Source organism: Kitasatospora hibisci, from assembly GCF_043950205.1.
GTDB lineage: Bacteria > Actinomycetota > Actinomycetes > Streptomycetales > Streptomycetaceae > Kitasatospora > Kitasatospora hibisci.
In genome coordinates this window covers 5,496,849-5,510,060 of the sequence record NZ_CP171642.1, presented here as the reverse complement: position 1 = coordinate 5,510,060, position 13,212 = coordinate 5,496,849, and the positions used below count along the sequence as shown (strand labels likewise).

The following is a 13,212-nucleotide window of genomic DNA, read 5'->3' as shown; positions in this document are numbered from 1 at the left end:
CGCCGGGTCGGCAGAAACGTGCCTGCCCGGCAGATTCATCCCAACGGGGTGGGCGGGCCCCTGGCCGCCTTGGCGGCGTCCCGGACGGCTCGCCGAGGGCCCGGAGCGGCTCAGCGGCGGTAGGCGGCGACCGTCACGGAGGCGGTGACCTCGACCGGGTCGGGCAGTGCGGCGAGCCGGGCGGCCAGCTGTTCCGGGTCGGTGTGCCAGGCGCTCGGCCCCATGCCGACCACCGTGCGGACGTCGGCGGCGGACAGCCGCAGCGTGAACTCGACCTCCTGCCGGCCGGCCGGGGTGAGGTGGGGGCCGAGCTTCTCGTCGATCCGGCGCTGCTTCTCCTCGTCGACCGAGAGCAGGCCGAGCACGGTGACGAGCTCGCGCAGGTGGCGCGGGGTCGGGGAGACCAGCAGCAGGGTGCCGCCGGGGCGCAGCACGCGGCGGATCTCGGAGCCGTTGCGCGGGGCGAAGACGTTGAGCACGAGGCCGGCGGAGGCGTCCTGCAGCGGCAGCGGACGCCAGGCGTCGCAGACCACGGCGCCGATCCGGGGGTGGGCCTTGGCGGCGCGGCGCAGCGCGTACTTGGAGATGTCGAGGGCGGCTCCGGGCCGTCCGGGCAGGGCGTCGAGGACGCGGGCGAGGTAGTAACCCGTGCCGGCGCCGAGGTCGGTGACCAGGCCTTCGGGGGCGGCCGCGACGGCTGCGGCGGTGAGGGCGTCGGCGATCGGCCGGTAGTGGCCGGCGTCGAGGAAGCCGCTGCGGGCGGCGACCATGTCGGCGGTGTCACCGGTTCCGGTGTGCGCGTCGCCGGCGAGCAGGCTGACGTAGCCCTGCTTGGCGACGTCGAAGCTGTGCCCGGCGGGGCAGCGCAGGGTGCGCCCGTCGGGAGTGAGCGCCTGCGCGCAGTGGGGGCAGGCCAGGTAGCGCTCGATGTCCTGCAGCAACGTCCGTCTTCTCTCGCCATCCGGTCGTGCGGTCCGGCCGGAGAGAGCAAGACTAGCGATCTGCGGCGCGCGGGCGCGCCTCGCGCTGCCCCGGCAGGCGCGGCGCGGCCGGGGTGCCGCCGCGGGCGGTGCGCAGGGCGAGCGCGGCGAGCGCCTCGGGGGCGCCGGCCTGGCCGCGGATGCCGGGGAAGGCGTTGACGTCGACGATGACCGGTTCGACGGGACCGTCCAGCAGGTCGACGCCGTAGACGTCGAGGGCGAAGACCTCGCCGACCCGCAGGGCCAGCCGGGCGCGGTCGGCCGGCAGGTCCGCGGGCCCGAAGCCCCGACCGCCGTCGGCCGTCGGTCCGGACGCGCCCGACGGGCCGGCCGGATCAACCGTCTCAACCGGATCGGCGAGTTCGGAGCGGCGCCGGGCGCAGAAGACCTGCCCGTCGACGATCCAGAGCTTCTGGTCCCAGCCCGAGTTCGCCAGGAACGGCTGGGTGATCACCGGTTCGTCGGGCCACTCGGCGGCGAGCGCCCGCAGAGCGGCCGCGTCGTCGACCCGGGCGACGAGGTCGTGGCGCCGGCTGTGGCGGCTCTTGACCACGATCGGCCCGTCGGGGTCGGGCAGTTCGGCGAGCGTGGCGGCGGTGCGGGTGGCCGCGAACGGCAGGCCGGCACGGTGGGCGAGCTCGGCCATGGCGGTGCGGTCCTGGCAGAACGCGGTCGCCGCGGCGGAGTTGACGACCGGGGCGCCGCGCTCCTCCAGGTACCGGGCGAGCGCGAGGGCCCGCGGGGTGCGGGCCTTGAGCAGGTAGACGTCGGCGAGCGGTCCGGGGCCGAGGACCTCGGCGGGCGGGGCGTCGCCGGTGGTGGGGTCGAGCGTCTCGACCCGGTGGTCGGCGGCCAGCAGGGCCGCGGTGGCGGCCAGCAGCGGATGGCCGGGGTCGGGGGTGAGCAGGCAGATCCTCATATCCCGCCGCCCACGATGCCGTTGACCAGTCCGGCGCCGCCGACCAGGTCCGGTTCGCCCACCAACCCAGCCGCGCCGAAACCACCGACGCCCACCGCGGTGCCGCTCGGCGCGGGCAGCCGCGCCGCGTCCGCCACTTGTGCGGCCGGCTCGGACAGCAGGGCGGGCGCCGGGGCGGAGACGGCCGTGCCCGTGCGGGCCAGCCGCAGCACGGCGCGGGCCACCTTGGCCACCGCGTCCGGCACCTGCCGGAAGCTGGGGAAGTCGTTGATGTCGACGACGACCGGCCCGTCCGGGCCGAGCAGCACGTCCACTCCGTAGAGGTCGAGGCCGAAGACCTCACCGACCTGTGCGGCGATCCGCGCGATGTCGGCGCCGAGCGGCACCTGACGCTCGCGCACGCCCTGGCCGGGGTGGAGCGGGGAGCAGCGCTCGGTGGCGTAGAACTCGCCGTCGACGCAGTAGACCTTGAGGTCGGTGCCGGAGTTGGGCACGTAGGGCTGGGCGATCAGCAGGCCTTCGCCGGCGAGCTGAGGGCCGAGTGCGGCCAGGTGGTCGGGGGTGGGGACGAGCCGCACGGCCCGGCCCGAGCTGCCGTCGGCGGGCTTGACCACCAGCGGGTACTCGGCGACGGGGATCTCCGCGAGCCGCTCCCAGCGGGCGGCGGCATAGGTGACGGGGACGGGCAGGCCCCGGGTGCGCGCGATCACCGCGGCGAGCGCCTTGTCGCGGACGCCGCGGATGGAGCGGACGTCGTTGACGGTGGTGAGCCCGACGGAGGCGGCGGCCTCCAGGAGGGTGAGCCCCGGACCGCCGGAGACGGTCTTGAGCACCCAGGCGTCGTGGCTGCCCGCCCGGACCGCCTCGGAGATCGCCATCAGCGAGTCGCCTGGGCGCAGTACGTCGACCCGGTGCCCCCACGCCGTGAGTTGGCGCACGACGTCGAGCGGCATGCCGTCGTGCCGGTAGTGCTCCTCGACCAGAAAGCAGAGCCTCATGAGCCTGTCATCCCCCTCGCCTCACCCAGCACGGACGTCCGCCGTTCCCGTCCGGCAGAGCTGTAAAAGCCCCAGGATGCCACGGGGCCTGCACGCAAGATCGCCCGGCCGGTAAGCGTTCGGCAACAATCGGTCCGGATTGCCCGGTGTTCGCGGCCGCTCGCCGCGGCCTGCGCGCACCGGGACCGCTCGTACTCCCACCACTTCCGTCGCACCGCGGCGGTGTCCGCCCGCACCACCGGGCCCACCGGACCCTGCAGCCTCCGCGATGACGGTCGTGGCAGCCACGACCGCGACCACGGCCATGCCGACGGCTGCGGCACGGCCAAACAGGTGGCAGGAGCGTGACACCCCTGTCAGGATGCACGGCGTGACCTCTCATGATCTTGAGCCCGCCGCCCCGGCCGGCGCCGCCGCCGCTCCCGGAATCGACCCGGCACTCCGTCACCTCCTCGAGGACATCGAGCGTTACTACGACTCCGTTCCGCGCTCCGCCGCCCGGGTCGAGGACTTCGGCCCGCTGAGCCTGTTCGTCCGCGAGGGCCGGGGCTGGCCCTACTACGCCCGCCCGGCGTTCGGCCACACCGGCCCGGCGGCCACCGCCGAGGACGTCCGCCGGGTGCTGGACCGTCAGCGCGAGCTGGGCATTCCGGAGTCCTTCGAGTGGGTGGCCGAGCACGACCCCGAGCTGCGCGCGGCAATCGAGGGGGCCGGGCTGACGGTCCACGAGCACCCGCTGCTGGTGCTCGGGCCCGACGACGAGCCCGAGCTCCCGGCCGGCGCGCCGGGCGCGGGCACGCCGAGCGAGGGTGTTGCGGTCCGGATCATGGCCGCCGACGACCCCGACCTGGCGAGCGCGGTGACCGTCCCGCACCTGGCCTTCGGCGAGCCGGGCACCGCCCGGGGCACCGCCGGGCCGGTGGAGCTCGCCGCGGCCGCCGAGAAGTCGGTGGCGGACGGCACGGTGGAGCGGATCGCCGGGCGGATCAGCGCCGGGCAGACGGCGCTCGCCGCCGCCGTCCGGGACGGCGTGGCGCTCTGCGCGGGCCAGCACAACCCGGTGGGCGCGGTCACCGAGGTGGCCGGCGTCGGCACCCTGCCGACGGCCCGCCGGCAGGGCCTGGGCCTCGCGGTCACCGCGGCCCTGGTCGCCCACGCCCGCGCCAACGGCGTGCGGACGGTGTTCCTGTCCGCCGCCGACGAGGACGTCGCCCGGATCTACCGCCGGGTGGGCTTCCGCCCGTTCGCGACGGCGCTGATCGCCGAGCCGGCGCCCGGGGCCTGACCGGTCCGGCGCCTCCGCCCGGCCTGGCGGGTCCGCCCGCCGAATCCGCGCCGCCCCCCGGATCGGCTCCGGCCGCCGGGCCGCCGGCCGGGCGGGCCGCTCAGTCCGAATCCTCGTCGTCCTCTCCGCTGACGCCCTCCCCCTCGGCCTCGTCCACCACCCACGCGGCCAGCCGCTCGGCCACGCCGGACACGCCGAGCCGGCCCTCGCGGATGGCCCGGGCGAGGCTGCGCACCTCGCGGGCGGTGGTCGCGACCGTGCAGCCGCTGGCGACCAGGTAGGCGTACGCGACGGCGGTGGCGAACAGCTCGTTGGTCTTCTCCAGGGCCGGCACCCGGATCAGCTGGTGCATCAGGGCGGCGGCGCGGTCCTGCGGTTCGGGGTAGACGGAGATGTCGAAGATCTCCGCCTGGTGGCGGGCGGCCGCCGCGAGCAGCGATCCGTAGTCGGTGACCTGCGGGTCACCGGGTGTGTACTGCTCGGCGGTCATCAGCAGCCACGAGAGGTCGACCTCCAGGTTCAACGGCGCACGTCCTGGAGGTCGGCCGCGCCCCGCTCGCCGAACTCGGCCAGGAAGGCCGTCTCGTACTCCTTCATGAACTGCGCCGCGGCGTCGACGAACGCCCGCCCCGCCTCGCCCATGTCCTGCTGGACCAGGCGCTCGATGTACTGGTTCATGCTGATCCCCTGCTGCTCCGCCCGTTCCCGGGCCATCTCCGCGGTGGTGGCGTCCACCCGGACGTTCAGCTGCTTCTTACCCATGAATTCGACGCTAGCGCTGAAGTGCTAGCACGACAAGGGCGCACGCACGTCCACTTCGCTCCCCCGGCCGCGCCGCAGCGGGAAATTCGGACTTGAAGACTTCTCCGCCTTCGGGGACCCTGTACTGCCCCGAGCGTTCCCCTGGAGCGACCCCGACCTGTGCGGAGGCCGACAATGACAGCCATGTTCGACCAGGAGCTGCGCGAGCAGCTCACCCAGGCCCGGAAGGAACTCGCGGCCGCCCGGGCCGAGGGGGACGCCGACGGCGTCCAGGCCTACGAGGGCCGGATCGCCGGACTGATCAGGCTCGCCGCTCAGCACGGCATCACCCTGCCGCACAGCGCGGACGAGGAGGAGCAGAACCTGCGCTGAACCGAGCGGCGTCCGCGGAACCCGGAGCCCAGAGCGATCAGGCCGCAGCCCGCAGAGCCTCGACCGAGCCGCCCGGAGCCTCAGCGGAGCAGCGCCGCGGGCTCCTCCCGAACCACGGCCCAGTGGTCGCGGTGGGCCGCGTACCACGCCACCGTCTCGCGCAGGCCCTCCTCCAGCGACCGGCGCGGCGCCCAGCCCAGTTCGCGACGGATCTTCGAGTCGTCCACTGCGTACCGCAGGTCGTGGCCCTTGCGGTCCGCCACCGGCTCCACCAGGTCCCAGTCGCGCCCGCACAGTTCCAGCAGGCGGCCGGTCATCTCCCGGTTGGTCAGGTGGGTTCCGCCGCCGACGTTGTAGATCCCGCCGGGCCGGCCGCGGTCGAGCACCAGCCGGACGGCCCGGCAGTGGTCGTCCACGTGCAGCCACTCGCGGACGTTGGCCCCGTCCCCGTACAGCGGCACCGGCAACCCGTCGAGCAGGCGGGTCGTGAAGAGCGGTATCAGCTTCTCGGGGTGCTGGCCGGGGCCGTAGTTGTTGGCGCAGCGAGTGATCCGCACGTCCAGCCCGTGGGTTCGCGCGTACGCGCGGGCGATCAGGTCGGCCGACGCCTTGGAGGCCGCGTACGGGGAGTTCGGCAGCAGCGGCTCCTCCTCCGTCCAGCTCCCCTGCTCGATCGAGCCGTAGACCTCGTCCGTGGAGACCAGGACGAAGACGCCCACGCCGTGCCGCAGGGCGGCCTCCAGCAGTGCCTGGGTGCCGAGCACATTGGTTCGGACGAAGGCCTCGGCGCCCGCGACCGAGCGGTCGACGTGCGACTCGGCGGCGAAGTGCACCACGGCGTCGTGGCCGGGGAAGACCTCCTCCAGCAGAGCCGTGTCGCAGATGTCGCCGTGCACGAAGTGCAGCCGGGGGTGGTGCCGGGGCAGGTTGCTGAGCGTTCCGGCATAGGTCAGCCGGTCCAGCACGGTCACGCGGTCGTCCTCGTGACCGGGGTATCCGCCGCCGAGCAGCGTCCGCACGAAGTGCGAGCCGATGAATCCGGCCGCACCGGTCACCAGGATGTTCACGCCTGTCTCTCCTCCTGCCGTCTCTCCCCCTCGGCCGTCCCCGGTCACCGAGCCGAACGAGGCCCCTTCCGGACCGGGTCTCCCCGCCCCGGAAGGGGCCTCGGACGCACGCACCCGGCGCGCTCGCGCGGAACGCGGTGCCCGGACTACTCCACCGGCTCCAGGATCGCCACGCACTCGAAGTGGTGGGTCATCGGGAACAGGTCGAACGCGCGCAGCGAGACCGGCCGGTAGCCGCCCTCGCGGAAGAACGCGAGGTCCCGGGCGAGCGCGGCCGGGTCGCAGGCGACGTAGGCGATCCGGCGGGCCGAGAGGCCGACCAGGTGCTCCACGGTCTCCCGCCCGGCGCCCGCGCGCGGCGGGTCCAGGACGATCAGGTCGGTGGCGGTGATGCCGGTACGCGGCAGCACCGTCTCCACCCGGTCGCACTCGATCCGGACGTTGTCCAGCGCGGCCAGGTTGTGCCTGGCGTCGATCACGGCCTGCTTGGCGGACTCGATGCCGAGCACCGCGCCGTCGTCGCCCACCCGGTCGGCCAGGGCGCCGGCGAACAGGCCGACGCCGCAGTACAGGTCGAGCGCGTTCTCGCCCCACTGCGGGTCCAGGCCGTCCAGGACGGCGTCGACCAGGGTGTCCGGGGCCTCGGGGTGGATCTGCCAGAAGCCGCCGTTGCTGATCCGCCAGGTACGGCCGGCGGCACGCTCGCGCACGAAGGAGCGGCCGTGCACCCGGTGGGTGTTGCCCTGGTCGTCGACCCGGGTGATGGAGACCGGCTTGTCCAGCTCGACCAGCGGCAGCTGGGCACCGGGCGCCGGCGTGAGCACCACCTGGCGGTCCGAGGAGCCGGAGGCGGCGATCACCTCGACCGAGACGACGCCCGGCCAGTCGCGCGCCTCGATGCCCAGCTCGGTGACGCCCTCGGCGGCGATCAGGCAGCGGTCGATCGGCTGGATCTCGTGCGAACGGTGCTTGCGCAGGCCGACCTTGCCGGTCTCCGGCTCGACCGCGTACTGGACCCGGGTGCGCCAGGCCGGCACCTGCCCGGCCGGGAGCTTGCCGCCGACCGGCTCGATGCTGCCGTCCCAGCCGGCCTCGGCCGGGGTGAGGCCGGCCAGCTTGGCCAGCTGCTCGGTGAGCACCTGCACCTTGAGCTTGCGCTGCCCGCCCGGGGAGACGTGCTGCCAGTCGCACCCGCCGCACTTGCCCGGCCCGGAGAACGGGCAGGGCGGGGTGATGCGGTCCTTGGCCGGCTCCAGGATCTCCACCGCGTCGGCACGCAGGAAGCGCGACCTGGTGGTGCCCTCGGTGACCAGGGCGACGACGCGCTCGCCGGGCAGCGCGTGCCGGACGAACAGCACCCGGCCCTCGTGCCGGGCCACGCAGTGCCCGCCGCCGTGCGCGACCGGGCCGACCTCGACCTCGTAGCGCTCGCCGACCAGCGGATCGCCGCCGGGCCCCTTGGGAACGGCCTCGGTACGCGGCGCGCGGGCGGTACGGAGCAGCTTCGGCGGGCGGACGGTCTGCTTGCGCGGACGGTCACCGCCCTTCGCACCACCGCCCTTCGCACCACCGGTCTTCGCGGCGCCGCCCTTGCCTGCGCCGGCCTTCCCGGCGCCGCCCTTCGCACCGCCCTGCTCGAATCGCTCGCCGCGCTCGTCACGGCTGCCGCGGTCACCGGCCGGCTGCTCCGGGGTGCGCTCCCCCGGCGCCAGCGGCGCGGTCTGCGCGGTCAGGCCCTCACGGTCGGTCGCGGCCGGGCGCACCGGCTTGCCCCAGCGCGGCCGGGCGACCTGGCCCGGCTTGGCGGCGCCGCCCTTCCCGGCGCCCTTGCGGGCACCCTTGCCGGACGAGCCGGACGAGCCGTGGGAGCGGGGCGGGGTGTTGCGGGTCACTTGGCGGAGTCCTTGCTGCTGCCGGCGGTGTCGCCGGGCGTGGTCGAGACATTCGACTTTACGGCCTTCGGGGCCGCGGGCTCACCCCGACGGACGGCGCCCGGCGCCGACCACGCCTTCTGCGGCTTCCGCCGTTCCGAGGACTCCAGCTGCCACGGCACCGACGTGACCATCACACCGGGCTTGAAGAGCAGGCGCCCCTTGAGCCGCAGCGCGCTCTGGTTGTGCAGCAGGTGCTCGTACCAGTGACCGACCACGTACTCGGGGATGTACACCGAGACGACGTCGCGCGGGCTGCTGCGGCGCAGGTTCTTCACGTAGTCCAGGACCGGCCCGGTGATCTCGCGGAACGGCGAGTCCAGGACCTTCAGCGGCACCTCGATGCCCCGCTCGTCCCACTCCCGGCGCAGCGCCGCGGTGTCCGCCGGGTCCACGTTGACGGTGACCGCCTCCAGGGTGTGGGCGCGGGCCAGCCTGGCGTACGCCAGGGCCCGCAGGGCCGGCTTGTGCAGCTTGGAGACCAGCACGATGGCGTGCACCCGGGTGGGCAGCACCACGTCGTCCGGCGCCTCGGCGGCGGCCAGCTCGTGGGAGACCCGGTCGTAGTGCCGGCGGATCGCCTTCATCATCACGAACAGCACGACCATCGCGGCGATCGCGATCCAGGCGTGGCTGATCTTGGTGGCGAGGACGACGATCAGCACGGCCATGGTCATCACCAGGCCGAAGGTGTTGATCGCCCGGCTGCGCTGCATGTGGCGGCGCCTGGCCGGGTCGGTCTCGGTGCGCAGCTCCCTGGTCCAGTGCCGGATCATGCCGGACTGGCTCATGTTGAACGCCACGAACACACCGACGATGTAGAGCTGGATCAGCCGGGTCGGATCGGCGTCGAAGGCGATGATGAACAGGATCGCGGCCAGCGCCAGCAGGATGATGCCGTTGGAGAAGGCCAGCCGGTCACCGCGGGTGTGCAGCTGGCGCGGCAGGTAGCGGTCCTGCGCGAGGATCGAGCCGAGCACCGGGAAGCCGTTGAAGGCGGTGTTGGCGGCCAGTACCAGGATCAGGCCGGTCACGGCGGCGACGAAGTAGAAACCGGGCGTGAAGTTCGAGAAGACGGCCTCGCTGATCTGGGCGAGCGCGGTCTTCTGGTGGTAGTCGCCGCCCGCGCCGATCAGCTGCTCGGCGGGCTCCTCGGCCATCTGCACGCCGGTGAGGCGGGCCAGCCAGATGATGCCCATGAACATCGCCACGGCGATCGACGCCATCATCAGCAGCGTGGTGGCGGCGTTCTTGCTCTTCGGCTTGCGGAAGGCGGGCACGCCGTTGGAGATCGCCTCGACGCCGGTCAGTGCGGCACAGCCCGAGGAGAACGCCTTGAGCAGCAGGAACACCATCGCGAAGCCGGCCAGCGAGTCGTTCCCGGAGGTGGCCTCCAGGTGGAAACCGGCGCTCTCGGCGGGCATGTCCTGCCCGAGGGCGAAGTGGCGGACGAAGCCGTACACGACCATGCCGATCACGCCGACCATGAAGGCGTACGTCGGGACGGCGAACGCACTGCCCGACTCGCGGACGCCGCGCAGGTTCATGCCCATCAGCAGGATGACCACGAGCACCGAGAGGGTCAGCTCGTGGCCGCGCAGCGAGGGCACCGCGGAGACCACGTTGGCGACGCCGGAGGTGGTGGAGACCGCCACGGTGAGGATGTAGTCCACCATCAGCGCGCTCGCGACCACCAACCCGGAGTTGGGGCCGTGGTTCACGGTGGCGACCTCGTAGTCGCCGCCGCCGCTCGGGTACGCGTGAACGTTCTGCCGGTACGAGGCCACGACCGCGAGCATCACGATGGCGACGACGACGCCGATCTGCCAGGAGAAGTGGATCGCCGAGGCACCCGCCACGGAGAGGGTCAGCAGGATCTCCTCGGGCGCGTACGCGACCGAGGAGAGTGCGTCCGAGGCGAAGACGGGCAGCGCGATGCGCTTGGGGAGCAGGGTCTCCCCGAGTTTGTCGCTGCGCAGCGCGCGCCCGATCAGGATGCGTTTCGGAAGGTCAGTCGGCATAGGCACGGTAAGGAATCGTAGGGGCTGTTCGCCCCAGGGTCCGACTTACATCCCCCCCTTCGTCGCGACTGTGTTCGGTGGACCGGCTAGCGTGTCGGATACGAGCAGGCGGGCAACACTCCAGTTGTCGCGTCGGGCCCCCACCAGAACGCTCGCCCCGGACAGCCGGGCGGGAAAGGATGATGAACGGTGTTTGCGCAGGTCAAGAACCCAACGGGACGGGTGAGGTAGCGCCGGTGCACATCGTCATCATGGGCTGCGGGCGCGTGGGCTCCGCCCTCGCGAGAGCGCTGGAGAAACAGGGCCACTCGGTCGCGGTGGTCGACCAGGACCCGACGTCGTTCCGTCGACTGGGTGCCGGATTCAACGGCCGCCGGGTGACCGGTGTCGGCTTCGACCAGGACACCCTGAAGGAGGCGGGCATCGAGGAGGCCGGCGCGTTCGCGGCCGTCTCCAGCGGTGACAACTCCAACATCATCGCGGCCCGGGTCGCCCGGGAGAACTTCGGCGTGGAGAACGTCGCGGCCCGCATCTACGACCCGCGGCGCGCCGAGGTCTACCAGCGTCTGGGCATCCCGACGGTCGCCACCGTCCGCTGGACGGCCGACCAGATGCTGCGCCGGCTGCTGCCGAGCGGCGCCGAGCCGCTCTGGCAGGACCCGAGCGGCGCCGTCCAGCTCGCCGAGGTCGCCTACGACCCGCTCTGGGTCGGCCGCCGGCTGAGCGAGCTGGAGGAGGCCTCCGGCGCCCGAGTGTCGTTCGTCACCCGGCTCGGCGAGGGCGTGCTGCCCAGCCCGACCATGGTGGTCCAGGAGGGCGACCTCATCCACGTGATGCTGCGCCGCGCCGACCTGGCGGCCGTCGAGGCCGCGTTCGCCCAGGCGCCGGAGAGGGAGGGCCACTGATGCGCGTCGCCATTGCCGGGGCCGGTGCCGTCGGCCGCTCGATCGCGGGCGAGCTGCTGGAGAACGACCACGAGGTCCTGCTGATCGACAAGAACCCGAACTCCATCTCGGTGGAGCGGGTGCCCATGGCGGAGTGGCTGCTGGCGGACGCCTGCGAGATCACCTCACTGGACGAGGCCGCCCTGCAGCGCTGCCACGTGGTGATCGCCGCCACCGGCGACGACAAGGTCAACCTGGTCGTCTCGCTGCTCGCCAAGACCGAGTACGGCGTGCCGCGGGTGGTCGCCCGGGTCAACAACCCGAAGAACGAGTGGCTCTTCAACGAGTCCTGGGGCGTCGACGTCGCCGTGTCCACCCCGCGCCTGATGTCCGCCCTGGTCGAGGAGGCGGTCAGCGTCGGCGACCTGGTCCGGCTGATGCGCTTCAGCCAGGGCAACGCCAACCTGGTCGAGCTCACCCTGGCCGCCGACACCGAGCTGGTCGGCACCCGGGTCGGCGACGTGCCGTGGCCGGTGGACACCGCGCTGGTGACCATCATCCGCGAGGGCCGGGTGCTCACCCCGGGCAAGGACGACACCCTGGAGGGTGGCGACGAGCTGCTCTTCGTGGCCGCGCAGGAGCGCGAGGAGGAGCTGGAGAGCCTGCTCTCCGCCTCCGGGGGCGCCCAGTAGCCGGCGCACCGTCCGGGCGGACCCACGGGTGAGGGCCCGCACTCGATGAGTGCGGGCCCTCACCCCCGTCGCTCCCCCGGGCTCCCCGCCGGGCCTTCCCGGCACGCGAGCGCCGCCGCGGCTCAGGACCGGTCGGCGCCGGCGGGCTGCTCCTCGGGCTCCTCGTCCAGCTGCGCCTTGATCGGCGGCGGGGCCTTCAGCAGGATCTGCCAGGTGACGTACATCGCCAGCAGCATCGGCGGGATGCCGAGCGCGACCTTGAGCCAGCCGAGCAGGTTGACGTTGTGGGTGAAGTACAGCGGGAAGAGGATCACCGGCTTGATGCCCATGATCACCACCCAGGCCCAGGTGGCCTTGACGTAGGCGGCGAGGCGGCCCGGGTTCTGCCGGCGCCAGGTGAACATCTCCCCGGTGACCGCGCCGAGCATCACACCGATCAGCGGCCAGCGGACCAGCGCCGATACGGCGAAGACGATGCAGTAGCCGACGTTCCAGAGCAGGCCGGGCAGGTAGAAGTCCTCCGCCTTGCCCGTCTTCATCGCGATCCAGGCGCCGATGGCCACCCCGAAGACGCCGCTGAAGGCGTGCTGGACGGTCTCCCGCTTGGCCAGGCGCGCCACCACGAACAGGCCGCTCAGCCCGAGCGCCGCCCAGGCCGCCGCGGACACCTGGTGGGTGATGTTGTACGTCACGATGAAGACCAGGCCGGGCAGGGTCATGTCGACCATGCCGCGGACGCCGCCGAAGGCCTGCATCACGGTGTCGGCCGCCTCCTTGGAGGCAGCCGCCTGCCGCGCCGCCTCGGCGGCGGCGTCCTCCTCCGGGCCGACCCGGACCGTGCCGAGCTGGGTGGCGGGCTCGCCGCCGGGCTGGTTGCTCACGCTCATTCGCTCCCGTGTCCGACCGGACGCAGCTCGTAGCGGGGGTTGAACAGCACGCGGCGCCCGCGTGCATGGCTGATCCGGCCGCTGGCGAGCAGCCGGCGACCAGGCTCTATACCCGCGATGGAGCGACGGCCGAGCCAGACCACGTCCAGCGCCTCGGTGCCGTCGAAGAGTTCCGCCTCCAGCGCGGGCACCCCGGCCCGCGGTCGGAGGGTCACGGTGCGCAGGGTGCCGGCGACGGTGACCAGTTCCCGGTCCCCGCAGCTGGCGATCGGGGTGCAGCCCCTCTCCGCCGCGCTCTCCTGGCGCAGTTCCTCCGCCTCCAGCTCTTCCACGGAGGAGGTCAGCCGACTGAGCAGGCGGCGGAACCGCCCCTGCGGCTGGCCGCTGCTGTTGTCACCACTCATGCGGGAAGGG

At 73.2% G+C, this 13,212-nt stretch carries 14 protein-coding genes; 4 read left to right on the top strand and 10 right to left on the bottom strand.

The annotated features are described in order from the left end of the window. Positions 1-110: 110 nt before the first annotated feature. Genes ACF9IK_RS24095 through ACF9IK_RS24085 form a run of 3 tightly spaced genes read right to left on the bottom strand, consistent with a single transcriptional unit; the run spans position 111 to position 2,897 of the window. A complete protein-coding gene (locus ACF9IK_RS24095) occupies positions 111-941 on the bottom strand; it encodes a putative RNA methyltransferase (RefSeq protein ID WP_395296184.1) in 831 nt (276 codons plus the stop codon). 52 nt (positions 942-993) lie between these two features. Further along, a complete protein-coding gene (locus tag ACF9IK_RS24090; RefSeq protein ID WP_395296183.1) occupies positions 994-1,899 on the bottom strand; it encodes an ATP-grasp domain-containing protein in 906 nt (301 codons plus the stop codon). Next, positions 1,896-2,897, bottom strand: a complete 1,002-nt coding sequence (locus ACF9IK_RS24085; protein ID WP_395296182.1) for an ATP-grasp domain-containing protein — start codon at positions 2,895-2,897, stop codon at positions 1,896-1,898. Before ACF9IK_RS24085 ends, ACF9IK_RS24090 begins: the two co-directional genes overlap by 4 nt. A 370-nt stretch (positions 2,898-3,267) precedes the next feature. Between ACF9IK_RS24085 and ACF9IK_RS24080 the strand changes: the two genes are divergently transcribed. Continuing rightward, positions 3,268-4,182 carry a GNAT family N-acetyltransferase gene (locus ACF9IK_RS24080; RefSeq protein ID WP_395296181.1) on the top strand — a complete coding sequence of 305 codons (915 nt, stop codon included), beginning with the start codon at positions 3,268-3,270 and terminating at the stop codon, positions 4,180-4,182. A 100-nt stretch (positions 4,183-4,282) separates the two neighbouring features. On the opposite strand, the gene ACF9IK_RS24075 is transcribed toward ACF9IK_RS24080, so the two are convergent. Continuing rightward, on the bottom strand, positions 4,283-4,705 hold the full coding sequence (locus tag ACF9IK_RS24075; protein ID WP_395296180.1) for a fic family toxin-antitoxin system, toxin component: 423 nt from the start codon (positions 4,703-4,705) through the stop codon (positions 4,283-4,285). Next, positions 4,702-4,944, bottom strand: a complete 243-nt coding sequence (locus tag ACF9IK_RS24070) for a toxin-antitoxin system HicB family antitoxin (protein WP_313763790.1) — start codon at positions 4,942-4,944, stop codon at positions 4,702-4,704. Before ACF9IK_RS24070 ends, ACF9IK_RS24075 begins: the two co-directional genes overlap by 4 nt. Positions 4,945-5,127: 183 nt before the next feature. Here ACF9IK_RS24070 and ACF9IK_RS24065 point away from each other — a divergent pair, with 183 nt between their 5' ends. Continuing rightward, the gene (locus ACF9IK_RS24065; RefSeq protein WP_395296179.1) at positions 5,128-5,316 is read left to right on the top strand and encodes a hypothetical protein; all 189 of its coding nucleotides are present in this window, start codon (positions 5,128-5,130) and stop codon (positions 5,314-5,316) included. A gap of 80 nt (positions 5,317-5,396) precedes the next feature. Here ACF9IK_RS24065 and rfbB read toward each other — a convergent pair whose 3' ends face one another. The 3 genes from rfbB to ACF9IK_RS24050 form a co-directional block, all read right to left on the bottom strand. Continuing rightward, complete coding sequence (gene rfbB / locus ACF9IK_RS24060) at positions 5,397-6,383, bottom strand: dTDP-glucose 4,6-dehydratase (RefSeq protein ID WP_395296178.1); 987 nt, start codon at positions 6,381-6,383, stop codon at positions 5,397-5,399. 146 nt (positions 6,384-6,529) lie between these two features. After that, positions 6,530-7,822 carry a class I SAM-dependent RNA methyltransferase gene (locus tag ACF9IK_RS24055; protein ID WP_395298670.1) on the bottom strand — a complete coding sequence of 431 codons (1,293 nt, stop codon included), beginning with the start codon at positions 7,820-7,822 and terminating at the stop codon, positions 6,530-6,532. A 449-nt stretch (positions 7,823-8,271) separates the two neighbouring features. Next, on the bottom strand, positions 8,272-10,335 hold the full coding sequence (locus tag ACF9IK_RS24050) for an APC family permease (RefSeq protein WP_395296177.1): 2,064 nt from the start codon (positions 10,333-10,335) through the stop codon (positions 8,272-8,274). A 236-nt stretch (positions 10,336-10,571) separates the two neighbouring features. Here ACF9IK_RS24050 and ACF9IK_RS24045 point away from each other — a divergent pair, with 236 nt between their 5' ends. Together ACF9IK_RS24045 and ACF9IK_RS24040 are read left to right on the top strand one after the other, a co-directional pair. Further along, positions 10,572-11,240, top strand: a complete 669-nt coding sequence (locus ACF9IK_RS24045) for a potassium channel family protein (protein WP_395296176.1) — start codon at positions 10,572-10,574, stop codon at positions 11,238-11,240. Beyond that, positions 11,240-11,911: a potassium channel family protein gene (locus ACF9IK_RS24040; RefSeq protein ID WP_395296175.1), complete on the top strand. Its 672-nt coding sequence runs from the start codon at positions 11,240-11,242 to the stop codon at positions 11,909-11,911. Before ACF9IK_RS24045 ends, ACF9IK_RS24040 begins: the two co-directional genes overlap by 1 nt. Before the next feature lie 122 nt (positions 11,912-12,033). Here the strand turns inward: ACF9IK_RS24040 and ACF9IK_RS24035 are convergent, their stop codons facing one another. Together ACF9IK_RS24035 and ACF9IK_RS24030 are read right to left on the bottom strand one after the other, a co-directional pair. Beyond that, positions 12,034-12,798: a DUF3159 domain-containing protein gene (locus ACF9IK_RS24035; RefSeq protein ID WP_395296174.1), complete on the bottom strand. Its 765-nt coding sequence runs from the start codon at positions 12,796-12,798 to the stop codon at positions 12,034-12,036. Further along, on the bottom strand, positions 12,795-13,202 hold the full coding sequence (locus ACF9IK_RS24030; RefSeq protein WP_395296173.1) for an OB-fold nucleic acid binding domain-containing protein: 408 nt from the start codon (positions 13,200-13,202) through the stop codon (positions 12,795-12,797). Before ACF9IK_RS24030 ends, ACF9IK_RS24035 begins: the two co-directional genes overlap by 4 nt. Positions 13,203-13,212: the final 10 nt, after the last annotated feature.

Excerpts from the sequence above, each read along its gene's own strand:
- ACF9IK_RS24040 (WP_395296175.1), top strand. The coding sequence starts at position 11,240 with ATGCGCGTCGCCATTGCCGGGGCCGGTGCCGTCGGCCGCTCGATCGCG.
- ACF9IK_RS24035 (WP_395296174.1), bottom strand. The coding sequence starts at position 12,798 with ATGAGCGTGAGCAACCAGCCCGGCGGCGAGCCCGCCACCCAGCTCGGC.
- ACF9IK_RS24085 (WP_395296182.1), bottom strand. The coding sequence starts at position 2,897 with ATGAGGCTCTGCTTTCTGGTCGAGGAGCACTACCGGCACGACGGCATG.
- ACF9IK_RS24065 (WP_395296179.1), top strand. The coding sequence starts at position 5,128 with ATGTTCGACCAGGAGCTGCGCGAGCAGCTCACCCAGGCCCGGAAGGAA.
- ACF9IK_RS24090 (WP_395296183.1), bottom strand. The coding sequence starts at position 1,899 with ATGAGGATCTGCCTGCTCACCCCCGACCCCGGCCATCCGCTGCTGGCC.
- ACF9IK_RS24050 (WP_395296177.1), bottom strand. The coding sequence starts at position 10,335 with ATGCCGACTGACCTTCCGAAACGCATCCTGATCGGGCGCGCGCTGCGC.
- ACF9IK_RS24030 (WP_395296173.1), bottom strand. The coding sequence starts at position 13,202 with ATGAGTGGTGACAACAGCAGCGGCCAGCCGCAGGGGCGGTTCCGCCGC.
- ACF9IK_RS24070 (WP_313763790.1), bottom strand. The coding sequence starts at position 4,944 with ATGGGTAAGAAGCAGCTGAACGTCCGGGTGGACGCCACCACCGCGGAG.